The sequence below is a fragment of the Sphingobacterium sp. UBA6317 genome (genome assembly GCF_002440385.1).
In the GTDB taxonomy this organism is placed as follows: Bacteria; Bacteroidota; Bacteroidia; order Sphingobacteriales; family Sphingobacteriaceae; genus Sphingobacterium; species Sphingobacterium multivorum.
Genome location: NZ_DJTD01000027.1, coordinates 1 through 23,564 on the forward strand (window position 1 = coordinate 1; position 23,564 = coordinate 23,564).

The window sequence follows — 23,564 nt, forward strand, 5'->3', positions numbered from 1 at the left end:
CACCAAAATTGACGAAGAACCAAAAAACGGTGTCACGAAATCGATTGCGCAAATAACGCAATCGATTGACTTTTATTTATTGAAATTCACTTTGTCACTTTTTTAGTACAAAAAACAATGTTTCTTTAGCTTGTAAAGGTTGCTGCTTTAGAATAATAAGCTGCACACCACCTAAACAATAAAGAGCCCTAGATCTGAAGATCAAAGGCTCTTTATTCTCGTATGAAGGAGATTCCTTATATATTGCGGCTAATTTCCCCAATTTTGATTTGCTTTATCCCCCATCACAAACTCCAAGGTACCACCTTTCAACACATCGGCATGGGTCAACTGTGGAACGTTCAGTGGCTTTCCATTTAATTTCGCCGACTGAATGTATTTGTTTCTTGCCGATGCATTCTTGCCGATAATAACAAAAGACTTACCATTAGGAAGCTGTATGCTCACCTTCTGGAAAAATGGAGATCCGATGCTGTAGGACGTCAAACCCGGGGTAACCGGATAGAAGCCCATTTGTGAAAAGACAACAAAAGCAGACATTCCACCACCGTCTTCATCTCCCGGCACCCCCATTAAATCGTTTCTAAACCATTCCCCGATCAGCTTGCGTATCCTTTTCTGTGTCATCCAAGGTTGTCCAGCATAGTTATATAGATAAGGAATATGCAAAGCCGGCTCGTTTGCCATGGAAAATTGTCCAACATTACCTGTATGATCTGGAAGCTGCGCATAAAAATCAAATTTTGACCGACCCAAAGGTTGCTGGAACATCTCATCAAGGTACTTGACAAAAGATTCATTTCCTCCCATCAGTTTGATCAGATCGGGAATATTATGCTGCACATCCCAGCGGTAGATCCAGGCATTGTTTTCACCGTAATATTCCCGTGCTCCCTGTCCGCCAGAAAACACATAGTCAAAAGGCATGATAAAATTTCCCTTGTCATCTTTGGGATGGAAAAATTTGGTCTGCTCGTTGAAAAGATTTCTATAATTGAAAGATTTCTTCATAAATAACTCATAGTCAGCCTGAATACCCAATTCTTGCGCAAGCTGTGCCAAGCACCATAAATCGTAAGAGGTACCCAAGGTTACTGCGACCGGTTGTCTCCGTTCAAAACCGTTTACTTCGGGTATGGTTTCTTTTTCACCTGGATACAATGCTGGGATATAGCCTTTCTCCTTAAAAAATTCGTCTAGTTTTCCTGCGGCCTTACCGGACCATGGAGCCAAAGTCTTTTCTGTAATTGCACCTTTTGCAGCCAGATACGCTTTCTTGATATCAAAATTGCGCACTCCTTTGCGATAAGCATCCAATAAAGTTGCTACACCATGATTGGAATTCATCCTTCTACTATCGCCGGTAATCTCAGGGAAAGTAGGCAACCATGGCTGCTCCATTTGCTCGGACATCCGGACAAAAGAATTGAGGATCATGGACTCTGTGTTGGGATCCAAGAGTACCCGTAATGGGTGATGTGCCCGGTAAGAGTCCCAGATCCAGTCATCTGTAAAAAAAGGTTTACCTTCGTCCTGATGTACCTTTCCGTCGAACGCGCTGTGATAGCGACCATCTTCAGAAATGTTGACAGGTCTTTCGTAAGTGCGGTATAAAGACGTATAAAACACGTGCTTATTGGACTCATTGTCGCCCTCTACAGCAATTTTACCTAAAGCATCGTTCCATATTTTACGTCCTTTTTCAGCCAGCTTCTTTTGGTCAAAGTCACTGATTTCACGCTTCAAATTGGCTTTTGCTTGTGCCGCATCAATAAATGAAACGCCATATTTCATACGTAAGCTAGTCCCTGCTTGATTAAACTCCAGTACCAGGCAAGAATTCTTACCAGCAGCTTCAGTGGCATTTTCCAATTGTTGGCCTTGCAGTCGCTTCACGGCAAAAGGTTTGGATTCGGGAACGGCATAAATATACACATGCGTGCCATTACCAATATCCTGCATACCCGAAAGTCCCTGACCGTCCCATTGAAGTTTCCCCTCCTGTGAATTGAACTGCAGGTATTTTGTCGAAGTTGACGGAAAAGTAAAGGTATACATGCCCGACTGATGCGACAACGCGTAGTCTACCTGAATATTCTCTTGATCCAGTAACACGGAATACGCATACGGATGAATTTCCTCTTGATCGTAACTGTACAATTGTACCGGTTTCAAATCGCCTGGCAATTTCACCATTGGGCTAAGGTTGAAAGCCGATCTTCCACGATGGCTTGTAACGATAAGTGGCAGACCAAACAGACGATCTGAAGTATAGTCTCCCCGCTCAGGATAAACGCGCAAAAGGCTGTTTGGCAAGTGAACCGTTGGGTAGGTTGGTACCAATAAATGACTGATGTTTCCCATGTATGGGTTAACATAATCAACATAATCTTTCGTCATTCTAGCTTGGGAAAAACCTTTTAGCATACTGACCGAAAGAAAAACAAAACAGCATAATGTACGCAATAATCTTTTTGTTTTACGTTTGATATTCTTTGTTAGCATTTTAAACAATTAAGTGTTCGATGGTTTAAGGGCAAAACATATGTTCTGCCCTTAAAGTTAATTTTTTTTGACAACATATCATCTTTGTGTCTACCAAAATCAAAATTGGATCTCTAAAAACAAAAATTTTTATTGTTACTTATCAAATAAACTAGATAAAATCCTGTATACTGACACAAATAAGCGTTTATTTGATAATTTATTCGAAAAATTAAAAATGAATTCTATTTTAATTTTATTCAACCTAATTTTGAGATAATTACAAACTAAAAACCAATTTTTATGGATATAAACTAACAAACATGCGAAATGTTTAACCATTTCCAAATCGATTTGTTCAACGGTGCTTTACAATAATCATGTTGACCTCAATAAATTACCTATAATTGTGACAAGGATCTTCAACAAGCAGGCATATACTTTTGTTAAAGTTTTAAACTGATTGCTATCTCGTAACATTCGAAGCTCTTTTGCAACTATAATAAAAAATAATGTTTTCATTAAAATAAAAGAAGAAGGCAAATATTATACGCAGATCTTGACCTTATTTAATAAAATATGTAATATTGAAAAAAAGTTACATTCCTAAACCCTACCAACCCAAGGAATTCAACTTCACGCTATCATATCATGAAAAACGATAAATATCCAGCTCATAATGATGCAAGCTTGTTAGCTCGGCTCCGAGAAGGCGATTTAGAGGCTTTCAATATTTTGTATGATAAATATTGGTCTTTACTTTTAGATGAATCTTACAAAAGGCTCGAAGATTTGGCTTCCTGTGAAGAGATTGTTCAGGATGTATTTATTGAACTTTGGGAACACTGTCCCAGTAGAGAAATTCACAACCTGAAATCCTACCTCATTGCATGCATGAAATACAAAGTCTTTGAAACCTATAAGAAAAACAAACGCAGAAATATCCTTATCGAAGAAAATCATCACCTTTATCGAAGTTATGAAATTCTGGAAGGAGATCAGTATGCCGAAAAGGATTTAAAATCTTTAATTGAACAATGGGTAGCCAATCTCCCACAAAAAAGAAAAGAAATCTTTAAAATGAGATACTTAGATGGACTTACCACAAAGGAAATTAGTGATTTGACAGAAACTTCCCAAAATACAGTTCAAAATCACCTCGGAGTATCAATTCAAAAATTAAAAAAACTTGTTATCCAACATTTTTTGACGCTACTATTAATTTTATACAACTGTAAATAAGCAAATTACAAATAAACACCAATTTAGACTAGTACATTTTTTCCTGTTAGGGGCACTATTTAAGTGAACATTGTACTAATCATATGCAATATCCTAACCAAGAGCTCGAAAAGCTAATTGACAAATACTTAAAAGGCGAAGCCAATTCGGAAGAAATAGACGTCGTGGAACGTTTTTTCGATTCATTTTCATCCCGACCGAATTTAAGCAAAACACTACCCGATCATGTACAGAAAGCACTCAAAGCACGCATTCATGGCAGAATTATAAAGAAACTGACTCGGAGGAATCAGAAAATATTCAATTTCCCTAGAATTGCAGCAGCTGCAGCTATCCTCTGTATCGCTTTTACATCTCTTTATCTTTACAAAATTACGCAATCAAACAATCAAGAACTAACGCTAACAAACGGACAACAGCAGCGAATTGTTCTAGAAGACGGTACAAAAGTTACACTTAATGCGTCGAGCAAAATAATCTACCCCGCCTCATTCAAAGATTCCAGCACACGTGAAGTTACTTTGATCGGGGAAGCATTTTTCGATGTCGCCAAAAATCCATCCAAGCCCTTCCTTATTCATACACCAAGGATGGAAATTAGCGTTCTGGGAACCGCTTTCAATGTGCGCGATTATGCCGAAGAAAATAATGCCGAAACAGCTTTGGTACGTGGCAAAGTATCCATTTGGAAAAAAGGAACTGACAATCAGAAATTTATATTAAAGCCCAAAGAAAAGTTTGTGATCAGAAAGGTAAATGGAGTTGAAAAGGAATTCCCATCGACAACTACTAAAACCGCATCGGCTCCCATGGCAATAGCTATTCAGCCATTTTCCATCTCTGAAAAAGACGGATCCGCTTTAGAAACCGAATGGTTATTAAATCGGATTACCATTCAAGATGATAGATTATTGGATATCGCCTTAAAACTAGAGCGCATGTATGGCGTGGAAATTAAAATTACAAACAAAGCAGTTGCCAACCAACGCTACTCAGCAACATTCGAAAACGAACAACTAGAAAATATCCTAAAAGCATTACAAACTGTCAATTACTTTCAAATTAAAAAAACGGGGAAAAACCAAATACAACTACTCTAAAAACAATCAACCTATATAACTCACATGAACAAAACAAAACCCAAATTTAGAAAAGAGTCGAGATTGGCTTTATTGCTCATTTGTCTTAGCGCCATGCATATACAGAGCTTCGCCTATTCTCAAACTGAAAAAATTGATGTCTCCGTCCAGGGAGGAAAACTCGAAGATGTATTTCAAACAATCAATGACAAGAGCAAATACAAAATGTTCTTTAGCAAATCGACTCTCCCAAACTCGACAATCAATATTGTTGGAAAGAAAATCAGTGTAAAAGATCTTCTTTCCCAGTCTCTGGCCGGGAGCAACCTAACATGGGAAGTATTGGACAATGATATTATCGCTATAAAAGAAAAAAAACAGAATCAGCAACACATTGCGGGCCAAGTAGTCAATGAAAATGGAACGCCTTTGGCAGGAGTATCTGTTATCATAAAGGACTGGCAAAAAGCAGAATACCGCAATATGCAAACGAGTACCGCAACGGATGTCAATGGACAATGGGGACTGCGTATTCCAAATGACGATGTCATTATTACTTTTTCTTTTATTGGTTATCAGAAGGTTGATATCACTGCGAAGCAACTTATTGCCAATTCTACTCCTATTAAACTGAAACCGGAAGAAGGAAGCTTAGAAGAAGTGGTTGTTATTGGCTACGGTACGACAACACGTAGATTGAATACGGGATCAGTTGCTTCGATCACAGCGAAGGACATTACCTCTCAACCTGTAAGTAATCCCCTTGCCGCACTATCGGGAAGAATGTCCGGTGTATTGATCGCCCAAAACAATGGTGTGCCCGGAAGTGCCGTTCAGATTCAGATTAGGAATCAGGCGTCATTAAGTGGAACGACCTCAGGTTCAATACCGCTATACGTGGTTGATGGAGTTCCCTTTACCAATTTTAACGGTGGACAACCTGCAACGGATAACCTCAATTCATTTGGGATCTCAGCTTCTTCAGGCGGCTTAAGTCCCTTCAGCATGATTAATCCAGCGGATATTGAACGTATTGATGTCTTGAAAGATGCCGACGCTACAGCGATCTATGGTAGCCGGGGCGCAAATGGTGTCGTTTTGATCACCACAAAAAAAGGATCTGCAGGTCGTACTCGCATTGGTGTCAACTTTAACACCGGATTTACCGAGGTCAACCACTTTATCCCTATGTTGAACCTAGAACAATATCTCACACTAAGAAAAGAGGCTTTTGCTAATACTGGAGTTACACCTACAGCCGATAACGCTCCAGATCTTATGTTATGGGATCAGAACAAATCGACAGATTGGCAGAAAATGCTGATTGGAAACAAAGGACATATTACCGACGTTCAAGCGAATATGTCTGGTGGAAACGAATCTACCCGCTTTTTCTTTAATTCGGGATATAGACGCGAGAGTACTGTTTTTTATGGGGATAGCAAAAACAGTCGCTTTACCTCACGGTTAAACTTAGATCACACCTCTTCTGACAAAAAATTCAATGCCGCTTTATCAGTTAGCTATGCCAACGACAATTCGGATATGCCTTCCTCTGATGTCACTTCACTCTACAATTTGCCCCCCAATTATCCAATCTATGGTGACAATGGAAAATACTATTGGTTACCGTCATCAGCTTTTATTGACAACCCAATCGCCTTGCTCGAACGGAAATACTTTGGTAATACCAATAATCTGATCTCAAATGCCAATCTGAGTTACAAAATTATACCTGGACTGACAGCAAAAGCAAATTTTGGCTATACCATCACACAGTTGAATCAAAATAACCAACGGCCAATTACTTCCTTAAACAATACTGTTTCCAACCCGCTTGGTTCTTCTAGTTTCTCTAATACAAAGGCCGAAAATTGGATTATTGAACCGACATTGGATTATGTAAAAAGTATCGGCGAAGGTAAATTTACAGCATTAATTGGAACAAGTTTTCAGCAAAATTCATCCCGTTCACAGACAACCAATGGTTCTAATTATTCAAACGATGCACTTTTAGGTTCGCTCAGTGCCGCAGGATTATTCACTGCCAGCAATAACCTCGTATATTACAAATACAATGCACTATTCGGAAAAGTAAATTACGACTGGAAAGAGAAATATTTGTTTAATGGAACTTTTAGAAGAGATGGCTCATCTCGTTTTGGACCTAAAAACCGATTCGGAAATTTTGGAGCAATAGGGCTAGGGTGGGTCTTTGGAAAAGAGGATTTTATACAAGATAATCTAACGTTTTTAAGTTTTGGTAAATTGAGAGCGAGCTATGGAACTACAGGTAATGATCAAATTTCAAATTACCTTTATCTTCCACTCTACTCTTCAACAACCGCGTATCTAAATAATCCTTCCATGAATATTGGAACACTTCCAAATGAATATATCAAGTGGGAAACAACCAAAAAATTGGAATTTGCTTTAGATCTAGGTTTCTTGAAAGATCGAATTTTGTTTACCGGAAACTTTTTCAGAAATCGTTCTTCTGATCAAATAACCGATTTAGTTTTAAGTACTCAAACGGGCTACAACAGTTACAAAGAAAACCTACCGGCATTGATCCAAAATACAGGCTTGGAATTGGAGTTGAACACCACCAATATTACAAATGAAAATTTTACATGGAAAACATCTGCTAATTTCACGTTTTATAAAAACAAACTTGTCAAATTTCCTGGAATTGAAAACACGTTTTATTCAAGTAGCTTTCTAGTTGGTGAGCCGCTCAATATGGTCCGTTTGTATCACTATCAAGGTGTAGACCCCGCAACAGGAAGAGCGTTATACGAAGATCGCAATGGCGATGGGGCTATAACGGGCGATGACCGATACGTTGCTAACTTAGGTACACCTTTCTATGGCGGATTTAACAATACTTTTTCCTACAAAGGCTTCGAACTTGGCGTATTTTTTCAATTTAACCACCGCTTTGGAGTAACTAAAATCCTCAATACAAGACCTGGTGCTATGCTCAACCAAAATGATTACTGGTTGGACAGATGGACATTAAATAACAGTAATACCAATATCCCGGGAGCAATTATCCCGACAGTACCAGCATCTTCAGCTGATGGAGTTGCATTAAGCAACTCTTATAATCAATATACCAGCTCTGATGCTGTCTATGGGGATGCTTCCTATATTAAATTGAGGTCTGTCAATTTATCTTACAACCTGCCCAAAAGCTGGACTTCGAAATTAAAAATGTCTAATTGTAATGTATTTATGCAAGGGCAAAATCTCTTTACATGGGCCAAGAACAAATATGTCCTGGATACCGAAACGACCGTGCAAGGCGGTCCATCTGGTTTAGGAACGGGAACGATTGCCCAAGTATTGCCTCCATTGCGGACGATTGTATTTGGATTTAACTGTCAATTTTAAAACTAGAGATCATGAAATTAAACATCAATAAAAATATACTATTATTAGCAATTACTAGTGGAACTCTTTTGACCAGCTCCTGCGAAAAATTTGTGGAATTAGGCGCTCCGCCGACACAAGTAGTAGCTGGCGAAGCATTCTCCACAGATGCTTCTGCAAATAGTGTCATACGCGGATTGTATACCACAGCATTAAGCATCAATCTCGCCGGGACTTCAACCTTTTATACGGGAATCGCTGCAGACGACCTTCAATACAATGCGGCTGATGCAAATACCTCGGAATTCGCCAGCAATAGCCTGCTGAACACAAATGGGAATATCGCTAATTTCTGGTCAAATTGTTACCAACTTATCAAGAATGCAAACAATGCTATATCAGGTCTCGACGCATCCACCAGCCTTACCCCAAGTGTAAAAGATCAGCTCCTGGGCGAAGCGAAATTTTTTAGGGCCTATACCTATTTCTATCTCGTCAACCTTTATGGTGATGTGCCATTGCAATTACGTGATGACCTACACGCTTTTGAAGATGCAGTTCTTCCACGAACTTCGGCACAGCAAGTATATGATCAGATTATTGCTGATCTTAAAGATGCGGAAAGTAAGATGGCGACGGCCTATGATGCAACAGCAAGCCCGAGAGGAAGAGCTAACAAAACTGCTGCAAGTGCATTATTGGCAAGAGTTTATCTTTACCAAAAGGATTATCAAAATGCCGAATCTTATGCGACCAAAGTATTACAGTCATCTGATTATGGCATGCCGACACCAGATAAAAATTTTGTAAACTCGAGTAATGAGGTTATCCTTCAACTTGGCAATCAAACGGGAGTAACGACATTTGGCTCCAATTATATTACCGCGGCTACAGCTACACCCAGCTACACCCTACCGGACGCTGTGTATAATAGCTTTGAGACATCTCCGACGGTTGACTTAAGAAAAACAAATTGGACAAGTTCAAAGACGGTCTCCAACAAAATCTATTATGCCATAACCAAATATAAAGTATCCTCGGGAACAGGTTCCGAATACCATATTATGCTTCGCTTAGCCGAGCAGTATCTTATTCGCGCGGAAGCGAGGGCTAAACTGGGAAAACTTGCCGAAGCCCGAACAGATGTGGATGCTGTCCGTTCTCGCGCTGGACTTACAGGACTTAATTCAAGCTTAAACCAAACACAATTACTATCTGCAATAGAAATGGAACGTCTGCACGAATTTTTCGGTGAGTTCGGCCATCGTTGGCTCGACCTCAAGCGTACCGATCGTGCTACCGCTGTATTATCTCCAATCAAATCAAACTGGCAGGCCACGGATGTCTTGTATCCCATTCCACAAGCCCAGATTTTGATCAACAATAAACTGACACAGAATCCAGGATACGAAGACTAATGAATTTAAAAAATCATACAGACAAAAAATGAAAACAAAAATCTTAACGGCTGCGTTGGTATTTTCGCTAACAGCATCTTTTGCACAACAACCAGCAAAAAACAAATACCAACAATATCTCCCAATTATAGAAAAAGGTACGTTGGTACAAAAAGATTCGCTTGCTAAAGTATTAACGAACGAATTAAAGACTTATAAATCAGAAGAAGACTACCGTACGGCAATCAACGTTTTGCGTTCTTTAGGCAAAGAAGATCTACAGGCATCAGTAGAAGCACTGGCCAAGAAAAAATATCCAAAAGGATCCCTAACCCGTGATGCATTTATCACAGATGTTTTTTACAATGCCAGTACGCCATTGGCGAAAGAGAAAGCGTATAATGAACTTATAAAAAAGTGGCCAGTTAAGAACTTCAGCGAAGAGCCCCTCACATATGATTATGTAGTGGCTACTTTGGCACAGAGTTTTGCCAACGACGGAAATTCACAAAAAGCTGTACATTATTTAGGCGAATTGAAAGAACGATTCTGGCGCGGAAATGGATATATTCCTGTTGGTCAAATCCTCTTGAGAGCCGGTGATACAACCACTGCCGCACCACTCCTAAAAACCGCTATGGACGATAGTTATTATTATTTAACCCTTCCAGAAAACCAAAAAGATAATAAAGCTCGGTTCGCAGCCATGGGCTATGCAAGTTCCATGTCGGCTTATGTCAACATACTTGTTGCACAGAAAAAATATGCTGAAGCGCTGGGCTATATAGAAAATGCATTAAAAGCAGCACCAGAGCAAGCAGATGGTCTTGCAACGGTATACTACAAATCTTTAATGGGTACAGGAAGAAATCTTGAGGCCTATAATATTCTGACCAAACTATATGCGAAAGGACAGTTTGCTGTCGAAGATGACCTTAAAAAGCTATACACTGAATTAAACGGATCTGCTCAAGGTTATGAGAATTTTAATGCTTCGTTGAAAACGGAGCTAACGCAAAACATTCGCAATCATATCAAAGAAATGGCAACTTTTAAACCAGCACCCAATTTTGAATTACTTAATCTTAAAGGTGAAAAAGTATCCTTAGCCAGTTTAAAAGGAAAAGTTGTGGTATTGGATTTTTGGGCAACCTGGTGTCAACCTTGCGTACGCTCATTTCCAGGAATGAAGGCAGCTCAAGAATCTTATGCAAATGATAAGGAGGTACAATTCTTATTCATGAATACCTGGGAGCGCGATAAGAATTATAAAGAAAATGTAGTATCCTTTATCACAAAAAATAACTATCCTTTTGAAGTTCTCTATGATGATCAAAAAGATCCGCAAACGGGAGAAGTTATGGCCGCTAAATTCGGCGTCAAAGGAATTCCAGCAAAATTTATTATTGATAAAGAAGGAAATATACGTTACTTTCTTACAGGATCTACTCCAAATGTAGACTATATCAGATTAGAGATGAAAGAGCTCATCGAAGCTGCTAAAAAACCTTACAAAGGATAAAAAAGAGGGCTGTCCAAAAAGTTTGGACAGCCTCTTTTTCATGCGATTTCATACCTTTTCCCCTATAGCTTCATTTCAGCTATTCTATTCTCAAAGAGTTTGACTTGAATTCTTGGACACCTTCTTTTTTCCAATCCTGCCAATTCATAAGCTTAGAATTCAGTATTGTCTTAAATTACACTATTCTGAATGCCTTATAGAGTTTAAAATCTTTCTCCAATATAGATCAGATGAAGTAACCAAAATGAGCCATACAGCATATAAATTTGAGCCGTCAGCAAAAATAGATCTGTCTCAGCAGTCTTATCTTTGTTGCCATACAACAAGCAGATGACAACAAGAAACAACAGAACAAGGTGGCTTCGATTTATAAAAAGAACAATCTTAGGACTAACTGTTCTCATCGCTTTCATCGGACTATATATGATGCATCCACTATTTGGCAAAAGACCCTCGGGCGAAAGATTTCAACGTATACAGTTATCCAAGCAATATCGGGATGGTAAATTTCAGAATAGCAGCCCTACACCACAGCTTACACAACCCTGGACCGTGGCCCTATACGATTACTTTTTTAAGCGATCGAACGAAACAAGTCCCAGGCACAATATACCAACAATGCCCGTCGATTGGGAGAAGTTGTTAAGTCAGTCTCATGGGCTCGTTTGGTTTGGTCATTCTTCCTATTTTCTTCGTCTCGACGGTAAGAACATACTCGTCGATCCAGTCCTTAGTGGCAGTGCTTCCCCAATTCCAGGCAGTGTAAAAGCCTTTAAAGGAGCCGATGTCACTACCGTAGCGGCATTACCGCCGATTGACTTTTTATTTATATCACATGACCACTACGATCATATGGACTACAAGACGCTCAAAGCACTTCAACCTCGGGTCGGAAAAGTCATTGTTGGTCTTGGTGTCGGTTCCCATCTTGAATATTGGGGATATCGTCCTGAACAGATCATCGAAAAAGACTGGTGGGATCAGGTAAACTTGGGTGGTGGTTTCGAGGTAACGGTCACCCCGGCAAGACATTTTTCGGGTCGCAGCATCTTTACGGCCAATACCTTATGGGCCTCCTACGTTCTCCAGACACCTTCAATGAAACTCTATTTAGGAGGAGATAGCGGCTATGACAGCCACTTCAAAGAAATTGGCAATCAATTGGGTCCTTTTGATCTCGCTATATTGGAAAATGGCCAATATGACCTCAGTTGGAAACACATACACATGATGCCGGAGGAGGTTATCCAAGCAGCACATGATCTCAAAGCTTCCTTGCTATTCCCCGTTCATTCATCCAAGTTTGTATTGGCCAATCATGCCTGGAATGAACCTTTAGAACGTATTTCCAAGGAAGCAACACAACAACAACAGCCCTTACTCACTCCCCTGATCGGTCAGGTCATCGACCTGGATCAGCCCCCTTTAACAGCCATTTATTGGTGGCGGAAATAATTTTAAGCGACCGAATTGATGGTCGCTGGCGTTATCCCAAACTTCTCCTTGAAAGAGGCATAAAAATGAGAAAGGTTTTCAAAGCCCAGATCAAGATAAAAATCAGAGGGCTTTTGACGCTTATTCTCAATTAGATAATAGGCCTCAGAAAGGCGTCTTTCCTGCAGCCATTTTCGGGGCGATGTTTGGAATATTTTTTCAAAATCGCGTTTAAAACTTGCTAAACTCCTTCCCGTCAACTTGGCAAAGTTTTCTAAAGGTACATTGTACCGATAATTCTTGACCATAAACTGCTCAAGATCGATTTTGTGCGGTTCCGAAAAGTCAAACAGGAGGTCTTTCAGCAGCGGGTAGCTCTCCAACAACAAGGTAATCAATTCATAGATCTTGATATTTTCCATCTGCGGACTTACACGGTCGATCGCTTCGGCATAGGGCGCCAATGACTCGAAATAACTTCTTATAAACAGGTTACTTTCCAACACAACATTGGACTCACCCTGATATTTTTTTTCCGAACTGAGGTGATGATCCATCGCATATTGCTTCAGTCGATCCGCTTGCAACAAGACGGAAACAGATTTATAGACATTATTTTCTGCGGGATATTTAAAAGCTTTGGCCAATTGATTTCTACGGGCAACCACAATTTGCCCCTCTGTTGCCACCAATTTTCCTTTTTGATGATCCAGGTGCGTTTCGCCGGACATCTGGAAAAAGACCACATGTTCGGAAATAAACTGTTCATGCCCAAATGCTTTCTCGACATAACAGGAATACAAAAAGGCATTCCCAAAATCTCTCTCTTCCATGCTCAATACGATTTATTTTAAACAGCTATGCAACGGTGAATACCAATAATCAAAAATTAGTCCCGTCTAAAGGTAACAAATATCTTATACCTTTTACAAAGTCTAGTTGTCCAAAAGCTCAAAATACATTTGCCACGCAGCTCAAATCAAATCTCACAAAACGCCATACAGAAATCCACTCACTTTTTAAAAAGCCATATTATTCTTTTTCCAAATCGAATGGCCCATGTCATCACCTACATATTTCAACATGGAGCCGTTCGAACTGCCTACTATTTCTTTGCAGCAAGCCGCTTACGTATAATACTGACAAATTCGGGTGAGACACCTAGGTACGACGCAATATAATATTGCGGTACCCTTTGGGAAATCGTCGGATATAGTTCAATAAATTCAAGATAGCGATCGGCAGCAGGCTTAGCCATTGTATGGATCAGCCTATTTTGCAGAACAGCAAGCCGGCGTTGCACTAACATACGAAAAACTCGCTCAAACTTTGGAACAGTCTCTAATAATCTCTCCTTCGTCTCTGGTGTTAACATCAAGAATTCACTATCTTCTAATGTTTCCATGTATAAACTGGATGGTGTATGGTAATGAAATGAAGCAATATCACTAATCCACCAATCTTCGACAGCAAATGCCAGCGTTACTTCAAAACCATTTTCATCCAGATAATAAATCCGGACGCAGCCTTTTTGAAGATACCCTTCAAACTGACAAACGTCCCCCTCCTCAAGTAGTTTTGTTTTTTTAGGAACCTTCTTCGTTGTTAATAAGCTGGTGAACGCTTGGGTTTCATCAGCTGTCAAAGTAATACACTTGGACACATTTTTAAGAATATTTTCGTATAACATCGTATTTATTTTAATAGATCAAGCCATTAAACACCTTCATTTTCGTGTAAAATGTAACCCGCCCCGTAGATACTTTCGATATGAAGTTTGCGATCCATCTGCAGCAATTTACGAAGTCGGGAGATAAAAACCTCTAGGCTTTTGCCGTTAAAAAAATCCGTATTACCCCAAAACTGCAGCAACAGATCTTTTTTATTGACCAATAGATTTTTATGGAGGATCAGATGTCGAAGCAATTCAGCTTCACGAACCGTGAGCTTTTGTATACCGCCCACTCCATCATGCAGACTATAGCGTTCCATGTTCAGCAACAGACAACCGATAGCGAGTTCAATTTCCGAATTCGTCGGCACTTCGGGCGCTTTTGCCACGGTCAATAAATTGCGGATCTTGAGCAATATTTCGTCCATGTCAAAAGGTTTCGCAATGTAATCAACAGCACCTAGACTAAGCCCTCTAAGCCGCGATGTACGTTCATGAAGTGCTGTCAAAAAGAAAATAGGTTGCCCAGGATTCAATTGTATCATTTGTTGCGCCAGGTCAAAACCATTGCCATCGGGCAACTGCACATCAATAATGAGTAATTTGACGGCACAGGACTGAAAAGCCACCCAGCCTCCTTGCACCGTGCTTTCCCAGCGTACCGTAAAGCCTTTGTATCGCAAATAACGTGAGAAAACTTCGCCCAAATCAGGTTCATCTTCAATCAAAAGGATGTCAATCTTATCTTTTGCCATTGAATTCCACATTACTCATGTAAATATAAAAAATTGTACCGGAACCAGACTTACCGCCTGCTACATGGATCGTCCAACCCAGCCTGTCCAAATAAGATTTGACATAGTAAAGCCCCAGTCCCAGTCCAGGTTTGTTGCCGGACAGTTTACCTCTATAAAATGCTGTAAATATCGCTCCTCGATCTGCAGTGGCGATCCCAACCCCATTATCCACTATTTTGAGGTTATAATGAGGACCTTGCTGCTCCCAGCTTAACTGAATCGTCTTCTTACTATTATCGTTAAACTTTATCGCATTGGATACCAGGTTATCTAAGATTGAAAAATAATAATCTTCATCAAGGTTCATCTCCACATCTTCGGCTAAGGGTTCATATTGAATTTCAATTTCTCCTTGGTAGCGCAAATGAAGCTCATTCAATATTTGCTGTGTCAGACGATCAATAGAAACGGATACAATTTTAGCCTCTTGTTCCTGTAACGCAACAGATCCCATGACCTGCTCAAAATAAGCTTTGAGTCGTTTGGCTTGCCTTTCCACAATGCGCCCAAGTTGTGCAAACTCTTTATCGTCTTTTCCTGTTTCACGATCGATCAAACTATGTGCACTAATCAAAATCGTCGTCAGTGGTGTATTAAATTCATGCCGCATATGATTTAGAAAACTTGTTTTCAGGTCTGCAAGTTTACGTTGGTTGATCCAATTGCTATAGGTTCGATAACTCAAGAATACGATCACAACAATGCAAGGTAAGGAGAGTAAAAACACGGGCAGCATACGTTGGACAACACGCCAGTCCCTATTTTCATAATCCACATACAGACTATAGGTAAAACGATAAGGAATGGGATTCTTGTCGCTAACAGACAGTTGGAATACCCTATTATTATTTGTTCCGCGCTTGAGTTTGCCACTAATTAGACCTGCACGATCATCGGCTTCTAACGCATAGAAAGTCGTCCAGGTACGGTCTCTTGCATTATATATTTCCAATTTATCAAAATGGAATAGGTAAACAAGTGTCGTATCGAGCCCTTGTTGATGTACAATCTGACGAAAGATACTATTCAATGACTGCCGACTCCGCATCTCATCAAGAAAGCGACTCATACAATGGTTACCGAACTGGTCTGCATCTGCGGACTTCGTGATTTTTTTTTCATACCATGTCGGCAAACAGGGCACTAATGTTGTCTGGAAGATGGCATCCCCACCGGGGAATATCTTATCATCCATAATAACAGCACCATAAGCATTCTGGATCTGATTGAGCTGTCCGATCTGATAATTCTTATCTTCAAGCTTATAGGTATTGAAAATTAGAAAACCGATCAAAACGGTCAAGATCAAGAAGCTTGTTCCAAATGCCCAAGGATATAAATTTTTACCTGTACGCTGCATAGGTTAAAAATAGCATCAATTTGTCGAACCAAGATAACTATTAGGCTTTTATTAGGCTTTCGTTAGGTTTCCATTAGGCTTAAATAACACAAACATGGCCTACCTTTACAGCATAACAACTTCATAAATTATGTCCAAAATTTCACATGCTCTACTTTACTGCCTATCTTTTCTTTTACTGGGCAACACGCTATTTGCACAATCTGGTTTATCAAAGAAGGTACTCGAGCAGAGCCAGCTCGACTTTGTCAACCTTGGATTCGGTATGTTTATCCACTATGGCATGCCGACGTTTATGGAACAAGATTGGTCTGATCCCTATGCCGCACTTGAACTGTTCAAATCGCCAAAGCTCAATGCAGATCAATGGGCTAAAGCGGCCAAATCGGCCAATATGAGCTATGGTTGCCTAACCACTAAGCACCATAGTGGTTTCCCGATCTGGAATACCAAAACAACAGATTATAATGTGATGAACACGCCTTTACATCGTGATGTTGTCAAAGAATTTACGGATGCTTTCCGCAAAAATGGTTTGCGTGTTATGCTGTATTATTCCATTTTGGATATGCATCAGGGCATACGTCCACATACCATTACCAAAGCGCACATCCAATTGATCAAAGATCAGTTGACAGAATTGCTGACCCAATATGGTGAAATCGACGCCTTGGTTATTGACGGATGGGATGCCCCTTGGTCGCGTATTTCGTACGATGATGTTCCGTTCGACGACATCTATTATCTTGTCAAATCCCTTCAGCCGAAATGTTTGTTGATGGATCTCAATTCGGCAAAATACCCCGGTGATGCGTTGTTTTACACCGATATTAAATCCTATGAACAAGGTGCGGGTCAATTTATTTCTAAGGAGCATAACAAATTGCCGGCAATGGCCTGTCTTCCCTTACAGCAAAATTGGTTCTGGAAAACATCGTTTCCGAACACCCCAGTTAAAAACGTCAATGAATTGGTCGAGAAATTTGTAATTCCGTACAACAACGCGTATTGCAACTTTATGCTCAATGTAGCCCCAAATAGTGATGGTCTGATGGATCAAAATGCACTTGATGCATTAAAGACAATCGGTACATTATACAAAAATAAACCCAGCTACAGTTCATTACCCAGTTACGAGGCACCTATAGTCGACCACAATATAGCCAAACAAGTACCTTCATACAGTAGCTGGAGCGATGACATGAATATTATGGATTTCGCCAATGACGATAACTTTGGCAGTGCCTGGGTTTCCAATCCAGCAGTTAAAGGTGAAGTATGGTATGAATTGGATTTTGAACGTAGTAAACCTTTCAATAGTGTTGTTATTACCGAAGGAAAAGACAATCCTTCACAGTATAACTTATCCTATCTGAAAGATGGAAAATGGTATCCTATCGCGGTTACAGCGGTACAACAGGGCCGTATCAAGATTTTCCGCTTTGATGAAGTACTGGGACAAAAATTACGCTTCAGCATCAAACCTGAAAAAGGCCATGCGGTTGTGAACGAGATTGGTGTTTACCAAGAAAGACGTTAACAAGCCAAAAAACTTTCATCACACTAAGCAATACACCCTTGGTAGTAAAAAGAGGCTCCTTGCAAATGCAAGGAGCCTCTTTTATTGGGACGAATAAGTTAAATTCCTATTTACTCCAACCTGGGTTTTGTGTCAGATTTCCGTTCAGCACAATCGCTGCAGACGGAATTGGGTAAAGGTATTGCTTGTTATTGTCATCCCAAGTACGCTTCACAGCTTTAAACCATTCCAGGTGATTGTCCGAAGTCATTGTCTGGAAATTGGTACTTTTACCCCCTATAGCGACCTTGGCTACTCCTGCAGGAACAGTTATCAAAGGAGCTGATTTACTTCCATCATAGAACACGACATCTGGAGTTCCATTGTGGTCGATATCAATCAACTTATCTAAAGCAGGGATATAAATTCCCGTCCAAGGCAAATTCGCCATAAGCGGTCCAAGCTTCCATCGCTTCAAATCATTGAAACGAAAGCCCTCCAGCGCTAATTCCACCTGCCTTTCACGACGTATTTCTAAAAGTACGGGGCTATTGACTTCGGGGAAGAATGTATTTTTCAAGTAGGTATCCACTTTGGTCGGCAGTGTATTCGTTCCACCTGTTATTCCTGCCCTTGAACGTAATGCTCCAATAGTTTTCGACCAATCCGCATCATTGAACGTACCTAGTTCCTGTTTCGCTTCAGCATAGTTTAATAGTATTTCCGCATAACGCATTAAAGGAACGGCATTGGTATTGTAACCACCATTGTCGTAATAGGGATCGTCTAAAGTATACTTGATTGGTTGATACCCCGTGTAAGTAAAACTTGCAAAATTTGGAGGAGCAGGCTGTCCATTACGGGAATATCCTGGCGTCCGGATCAACTGCGCCAAGCGCAAGTCGCGATTTTGACATTCCTCATAGAATTCCTCTGTCTGAAAGTTCGGTCTATCCGTATAAGGAGTACCGTCAACATTCAAAAAACTATTGATAAAAGGCCTTACCAAACTTAAACGTGGACCGTAGGTCGCTGATGTCCACCACCAGTTGGCGTCGTTCAAAAGCGCAAGATCTTTACTGAAAGTTACGGCCAACATGACCTCTTTTGTCACTGGCGCATTACTGGTAAACAACTGTCGCTGTGATGTTTTAGGGTCTGCAGAGATATTAAGCCCATAAGGACCATTTTCCATTAAAATCTTGCCAGCGTCGACCGCCATCTGGAAGAATACTTCCGGCTGTGTAGCCAAATTGAGCTTTTGGTATTTACGAAATGTTCCTTCGAACAGCGCGATTCGGGTCTTCAAACCGAGTGCTGTCCATTTGTTAACCGTACTACCGTCGCCCGCCGTATTTGTGATATTGGCGTAGGCAAAGTCCAGATCTTCCATGATGTGCTTCATGACCACTTCGCGCGAATCCCGTGGTGCTTTAAGGATATCCGTTTCATCCACTGCCAGCGGATGATCTACCCAAGGCACATCGCCAAAACGAACTACTTTCTCATAATAGAACCAAGCTCTGAAAAAGCGGGCTAAGCCGATATAGTTATTTTTTATGGCATCAGTCAATTTGGGACTGTTGCACTTAGCGATCAATTGATTGATATTGCGGAGGGTCGTCCAGGACCAGCCCGAACTGATTTCCGCACTATAAGCACCGCCGACCATAAAATCATTGAGGCTGTTTACGGCCGAATAATCGGCCATTGCATCGCCCTTATAAGCGTCACTTCCCGAAGTGATATTCCGATAGAAGGAGTTACTATAATTTTTTAATCCACTTTCACTACCAAAGATATCTTCTTCGGTAGCCCCTGCCTTTGGCAGCTCATTCAGTTCGCAAGAACTGAACAAAAGCGCAACAACAGGTATATAAAACAATTTTTTCATGTTGATATAAAACTATAAGCCAATAGATAAGTTAAAACTGATGCTCTTCATGATCGGATAATTAAATCCGTCACCGGACCCTGTTCCGATTTCCGGATCCGATTTGCCCAGGTTGCCAACATCGAGATCCTTCGTCTTTTTGTAAAGCGGTGACCAGGTCCATAAGTTTTCACCCGATAGGCCTGCACGAAGACTACTGATTTTTAATCGGTTTGTCACAGACTTAGGAAAGCTGTACCCGATCTGTATGTTTTTCATCCGAATATAGGCCACATTTTGTAGATATCTGGTTTGGGGGGTTGTCTTAATAGACTCGTTATAACCGGCATAACGTGGGAAATAGCCATTTGGATTATCTTCTGTCCAGTAATTATTGAGGTGCCATTCCGGTAAGTTGTTGTAAGGTCGATTGTATTGCCCCCAAAAAATAGATTCATTGCTCGGGTACCAATTCTGCTTACCCACACCCTGGAAGAAAGACGAGAAATAAATACCTTGCCAATCCAGATTAAGGTTAAAACTATAGATATATCGTGGATCGGCATTACCGATTACAGTTCTGTCGCCATGGCTATAAATCGTATTATTTCCATAATCGATTACACCATCACCATTTAGATCCGAAAAACGTACGTCACCTGGATATATTGTACCATTGTTTGACGATTTGATCAATTTTTGTTTTGCAGCACCATCAATTTCCGCCTGATTCTGAAATAAACCCTGCGTTACATAGCCCCATATTTCACCGATTCGCTGACCTTCATAATAGGATCCATCTTTGATTAAACCCTCTTTATTTTCGTAACGGTCTATATTGGATCTATAATCAGCCAAAGTACCCCTTACGGACCAATTGAAAGGACTACCGTTCAGATCGAATCTATCCTTATAAGTCAAGCTCACTTCAAAACCTTTTGTGGTCATGTCAGCATAGTTTCCTTTCGGCGACTCCGCACCAAAGATGTCAGGCAAAGCTACACCTAAGGTATACATATTTAAGGTCTTGCGTTGATAGATATCGCCTGTAAAAGTTAGTTTTCCATTTAAAGACGATAGATCAAGACCTAAGTTTGCCGTGCGCGCTGTTTCCCAAGTTAAGTTATCCGGGATCACCTTAGGCACCGAAGTATATGCCGGCTTCTGTCCGTTCAATACCCGATCCATAATCTTGATTTCGTAAATATCCAAATAGGAATACGGATCGACATTACCATTACCCAATGACCCATAGGACGCTCTTAGCTTCAGATCGGAAAGGGCTCTTTTGTCCACCTGGAAGAATGGCTCTTCAGAAATACGCCAGCCCACGGATGCAGAAGGGAATAGTCCCCATCGTTGGTTTGTCGGAAATTTGGACGAACCATCGTAGCGGCCATTGAATTCAAAAAGGTAACGGTCCTTGAAAATATAATTGGCACGCATAAATACCCCGACATTACGGTACTTGTTATATCCCGCTGTCGCTGTGGTATTCTGCCCTACTGCCAGGTTGATATTTTCAACATCATCATTGAGTAGACCTGTTTTGGTAATATAGGTTGAATTATACGTACGCTGTTCATAATTGTATCCGAGCAAACCTTTAAAATAATGATCGCCTATTGTGCGTTCATATTCACTGTATAGATTTCCAAACAAGTAACGATAGCGTTGGTCTACCTGATAAATATTGTCGTTCATACTTGTTTCCAACCGCAACATTTTTCCCTCCTGTGTGCTATACGGAACAGGCACACGGACTCTTACCGAATTAAAATCGCGATTTCTAAAAGTCAGATCCCCTTTAATGCGGAACGTATTGTTGAAAAACTTAGTCTCGAAAGAAGTTGTATTGCGGAGATCCTGATTAGCCGTATTCGTACCATTTTTACCATAGATAAAATCCCCTACTGTATAGGCTGCAGAGAAGCTCATAGATCCATCAGGGTTAAAGATCGGCGAAGAAGGGTGTCCCTCATCGGCAATATTGCGCCAGATATTTCCACCTTCACCAGCAGTCGATGGGTCTCTGTATTTGGCATAATTAAAATCGATGTTATTGCTGATCCGCAACCAGTCTGTCACCTGAAGCCCGGCTTTTGCACGCGTATTATAGGTCTTATATTTATCGCTATTATAGCGGTACATACCATTGTAATCGTAAGCACGACCAGAAATATAGTAATCCATTTTTTCAGAATTACCGCTGATGGACAGGTTATGATCCTGGACAAACGTATTGTCCTTGATCAGCATACCATAATAATCCTCATTACCGTAGTATACATAATTACCCTTATCATCTACCGTGACCTGCTCCGTAATTCCCTGTTCTTTTCTTCTCTTAAATTCCTCCAGCCAATCTGTTGTAAAGATCTGTGTCTTGTTGAGCTTGCTCGGAATCGAGGAATAATTGTTCCAGGCATTATAGGCTGTAAAGAAATGCGAAGCATATTCATAGCCATCCGTCACAAATTTGGGTAAAGCGATCGGTTTCTGAAAAGAGCCACTTCCCGAATAGTTGATGGAAGTTTTTCCGGATTTGGCACGTTTGGTTGTGACCAAAACGACCCCGAAGGTACCGCGGGAGCCGTAAATCGCAGATGAAGCAGCATCCTTGAGTGTCGTTACACTTTCAATATCATTGGGATTGATCGCCGAAAGATCACCCTCGACTCCATCGATAAGCACAAGTGCGCTCCCCCCCTGACCAATGGAAGTTGTCCCACGGATATTGAAACTTGGTGCCCGATTGGGCTTACCATCGGCCGGAGTTACATTTAAGTTGGGAATGACACCTTGGAGCATCTGGCTGGCATTGCCCAGTACGCGTCCTTCAAAAGCTTCTGATCCCACTTGGTCTACTGCACCGGTAAGATTCACTTTTTTCTGCGTACCATAACCGACCACCACAACTTCCTCCAGTTCGGTATCTTTGGATTCCATGATGATATCGATCTGCCCTCCCGTCACGCTGATGATCTTTTCACTGTAACCTATCCCTGTCAATTTGAGTCTTTGCCCTATATTGGCTTGAATCGTGAACTGACCCGCTACATTCGTCGAGGTTGTTTTTTGGCTGGTTAAATTGGTAATGGTAATTCCGGACAAGGTTGTTCCGTTTTTGTCTTTTACCACCCCTTTTACGGTAGACTGAGCTGCAACACCGTGCGTCTCTTTGGTCAATTTAGCATAATCACGCTCTACATTAGCCCAAGTTGGGTATGAGAGACCCAATGCCATACTGATTAGTAATGTTTTCTGCATCTTTAGTCTAGTTTAGAATTTTGCATCAAAGTTGACGCTTTGACTTGGTTTATAATTAACCGTAATGTTAACAAATATTTAATTAACATCAAAAACATCAACGACTAAACAGGTTTTGCAGGTAGATATTTAATAGAAATTTAACTTTTATATAACATAAATCATAAGAACAAGTATTGACACACTTAAAAGTTAATCTATTCAATTCAAAAACCTAAAGTCCCATTTTTCATAATCCAGAAATACGCTAATTGACCGCGAAGGGCAACAGATCATATTCAATTAAATCCATCAAGCGGGATCGCATTAACGGTACTCAGCCTATTTCCGCATTTTTCTTAGGGTCAAACCTACAAATTAATTCGTTTCGAGGTCTCTGTGTACGTATCGATAATAAATTTAAAAATCCTACCACCTGTCAGTTTTGCTAAGCAGCTGATTATACTTTCTAGCATAGCAATGCTCATCTGTTACTTTCCTTCCCGCCAAAGTGACCAATAGAAATAGCTCTAAGATAGGATAACAAAAAGATGCTGCCTT

General features: G+C 40.5%; 14 protein-coding genes. 7 read left to right on the forward strand and 7 right to left on the reverse strand.

The window, feature by feature from the left end:
* Nucleotides 1-249: 249 nt before the first annotated feature.
* Nucleotides 250-2,505 carry a GH92 family glycosyl hydrolase gene (locus tag B3E92_RS07720; RefSeq protein ID WP_112374305.1) on the reverse strand — a complete coding sequence of 752 codons (2,256 nt, stop codon included), beginning with the start codon at nucleotides 2,503-2,505 and terminating at the stop codon, nucleotides 250-252.
* Between the two features lie 630 nt (nucleotides 2,506-3,135).
* Here B3E92_RS07720 and B3E92_RS07725 point away from each other — a divergent pair.
* From B3E92_RS07725 to B3E92_RS07750, 6 genes are all read left to right on the forward strand, one after another.
* A complete protein-coding gene (locus tag B3E92_RS07725; RefSeq protein WP_204990787.1) occupies nucleotides 3,136-3,726 on the forward strand; it encodes an RNA polymerase sigma factor in 591 nt (196 codons plus the stop codon).
* Nucleotides 3,727-3,809: 83 nt separating this feature from the next.
* Entirely contained in the window at nucleotides 3,810-4,826 is a 1,017-nt protein-coding gene (locus B3E92_RS07730; protein ID WP_286896032.1) for a FecR family protein, read from the forward strand.
* A 24-nt stretch (nucleotides 4,827-4,850) separates the two neighbouring features.
* Nucleotides 4,851-8,201, forward strand: coding sequence for a SusC/RagA family TonB-linked outer membrane protein (locus B3E92_RS07735; RefSeq protein WP_286896033.1), 3,351 nt, complete (start codon nucleotides 4,851-4,853; stop codon nucleotides 8,199-8,201).
* Nucleotides 8,202-8,212: 11 nt separating this feature from the next.
* Complete coding sequence (locus tag B3E92_RS07740; RefSeq protein WP_286767827.1) at nucleotides 8,213-9,598, forward strand: RagB/SusD family nutrient uptake outer membrane protein; 1,386 nt, start codon at nucleotides 8,213-8,215, stop codon at nucleotides 9,596-9,598.
* A 28-nt stretch (nucleotides 9,599-9,626) separates the two neighbouring features.
* A complete protein-coding gene (locus B3E92_RS07745) occupies nucleotides 9,627-11,099 on the forward strand; it encodes a TlpA disulfide reductase family protein (protein WP_286896035.1) in 1,473 nt (490 codons plus the stop codon).
* 330 nt (nucleotides 11,100-11,429) lie between these two features.
* A complete protein-coding gene (locus B3E92_RS07750) occupies nucleotides 11,430-12,554 on the forward strand; it encodes an MBL fold metallo-hydrolase (protein ID WP_286896038.1) in 1,125 nt (374 codons plus the stop codon).
* A gap of 2 nt (nucleotides 12,555-12,556) precedes the next feature.
* Here B3E92_RS07750 and B3E92_RS07755 read toward each other — a convergent pair whose 3' ends face one another.
* The 4 genes from B3E92_RS07755 to B3E92_RS07770 all read right to left on the reverse strand — a co-directional run bounded on the left by B3E92_RS07755 (nucleotide 12,557) and on the right by B3E92_RS07770 (nucleotide 16,362).
* Nucleotides 12,557-13,366, reverse strand: coding sequence for a helix-turn-helix domain-containing protein (locus tag B3E92_RS07755; RefSeq protein WP_286752965.1), 810 nt, complete (start codon nucleotides 13,364-13,366; stop codon nucleotides 12,557-12,559).
* A 272-nt stretch (nucleotides 13,367-13,638) separates the two neighbouring features.
* Entirely contained in the window at nucleotides 13,639-14,196 is a 558-nt protein-coding gene (locus tag B3E92_RS07760) for a Crp/Fnr family transcriptional regulator (RefSeq protein WP_286896040.1), read from the reverse strand.
* A gap of 53 nt (nucleotides 14,197-14,249) precedes the next feature.
* On the reverse strand, nucleotides 14,250-14,960 hold the full coding sequence (locus tag B3E92_RS07765) for a response regulator transcription factor (protein WP_286896043.1): 711 nt from the start codon (nucleotides 14,958-14,960) through the stop codon (nucleotides 14,250-14,252).
* Entirely contained in the window at nucleotides 14,947-16,362 is a 1,416-nt protein-coding gene (locus tag B3E92_RS07770) for a sensor histidine kinase (protein ID WP_286896045.1), read from the reverse strand. Before B3E92_RS07770 ends, B3E92_RS07765 begins: the two co-directional genes overlap by 14 nt.
* Nucleotides 16,363-16,492: 130 nt before the next feature.
* Here B3E92_RS07770 and B3E92_RS07775 point away from each other — a divergent pair, with 130 nt between their 5' ends.
* Complete coding sequence (locus tag B3E92_RS07775; protein ID WP_286896047.1) at nucleotides 16,493-17,902, forward strand: alpha-L-fucosidase; 1,410 nt, start codon at nucleotides 16,493-16,495, stop codon at nucleotides 17,900-17,902.
* A gap of 106 nt (nucleotides 17,903-18,008) precedes the next feature.
* Here the strand turns inward: B3E92_RS07775 and B3E92_RS07780 are convergent, their stop codons facing one another.
* Nucleotides 18,009-19,775 carry a RagB/SusD family nutrient uptake outer membrane protein gene (locus B3E92_RS07780; RefSeq protein WP_286896048.1) on the reverse strand — a complete coding sequence of 589 codons (1,767 nt, stop codon included), beginning with the start codon at nucleotides 19,773-19,775 and terminating at the stop codon, nucleotides 18,009-18,011.
* A gap of 12 nt (nucleotides 19,776-19,787) precedes the next feature.
* Nucleotides 19,788-23,024, reverse strand: coding sequence for a SusC/RagA family TonB-linked outer membrane protein (locus tag B3E92_RS07785; RefSeq protein ID WP_286896050.1), 3,237 nt, complete (start codon nucleotides 23,022-23,024; stop codon nucleotides 19,788-19,790).
* Nucleotides 23,025-23,564 lie beyond the last annotated feature (540 nt).

What these genes read in the sequence shown, in the direction of transcription:
- B3E92_RS07720 (WP_112374305.1), bottom strand. Translation starts at nt 2,505, where the DNA reads ATGCTAACAAAGAATATCAAACGTAAAACAAAAAGATTATTGCGTACA.
- B3E92_RS07725 (WP_204990787.1), top strand. Translation starts at nt 3,136, where the DNA reads ATGAAAAACGATAAATATCCAGCTCATAATGATGCAAGCTTGTTAGCT.
- B3E92_RS07730 (WP_286896032.1), top strand. Translation starts at nt 3,810, where the DNA reads ATGCAATATCCTAACCAAGAGCTCGAAAAGCTAATTGACAAATACTTA.
- B3E92_RS07735 (WP_286896033.1), top strand. Translation starts at nt 4,851, where the DNA reads ATGAACAAAACAAAACCCAAATTTAGAAAAGAGTCGAGATTGGCTTTA.
- B3E92_RS07740 (WP_286767827.1), top strand. Translation starts at nt 8,213, where the DNA reads ATGAAATTAAACATCAATAAAAATATACTATTATTAGCAATTACTAGT.
- B3E92_RS07745 (WP_286896035.1), top strand. Translation starts at nt 9,627, where the DNA reads ATGAAAACAAAAATCTTAACGGCTGCGTTGGTATTTTCGCTAACAGCA.
- B3E92_RS07750 (WP_286896038.1), top strand. Translation starts at nt 11,430, where the DNA reads ATGACAACAAGAAACAACAGAACAAGGTGGCTTCGATTTATAAAAAGA.
- B3E92_RS07755 (WP_286752965.1), bottom strand. Translation starts at nt 13,366, where the DNA reads ATGGAAGAGAGAGATTTTGGGAATGCCTTTTTGTATTCCTGTTATGTC.
- B3E92_RS07765 (WP_286896043.1), bottom strand. Translation starts at nt 14,960, where the DNA reads ATGGCAAAAGATAAGATTGACATCCTTTTGATTGAAGATGAACCTGAT.
- B3E92_RS07770 (WP_286896045.1), bottom strand. Translation starts at nt 16,362, where the DNA reads ATGCAGCGTACAGGTAAAAATTTATATCCTTGGGCATTTGGAACAAGC.
- B3E92_RS07775 (WP_286896047.1), top strand. Translation starts at nt 16,493, where the DNA reads ATGTCCAAAATTTCACATGCTCTACTTTACTGCCTATCTTTTCTTTTA.
- B3E92_RS07780 (WP_286896048.1), bottom strand. Translation starts at nt 19,775, where the DNA reads ATGAAAAAATTGTTTTATATACCTGTTGTTGCGCTTTTGTTCAGTTCT.
- B3E92_RS07785 (WP_286896050.1), bottom strand. Translation starts at nt 23,024, where the DNA reads ATGCAGAAAACATTACTAATCAGTATGGCATTGGGTCTCTCATACCCA.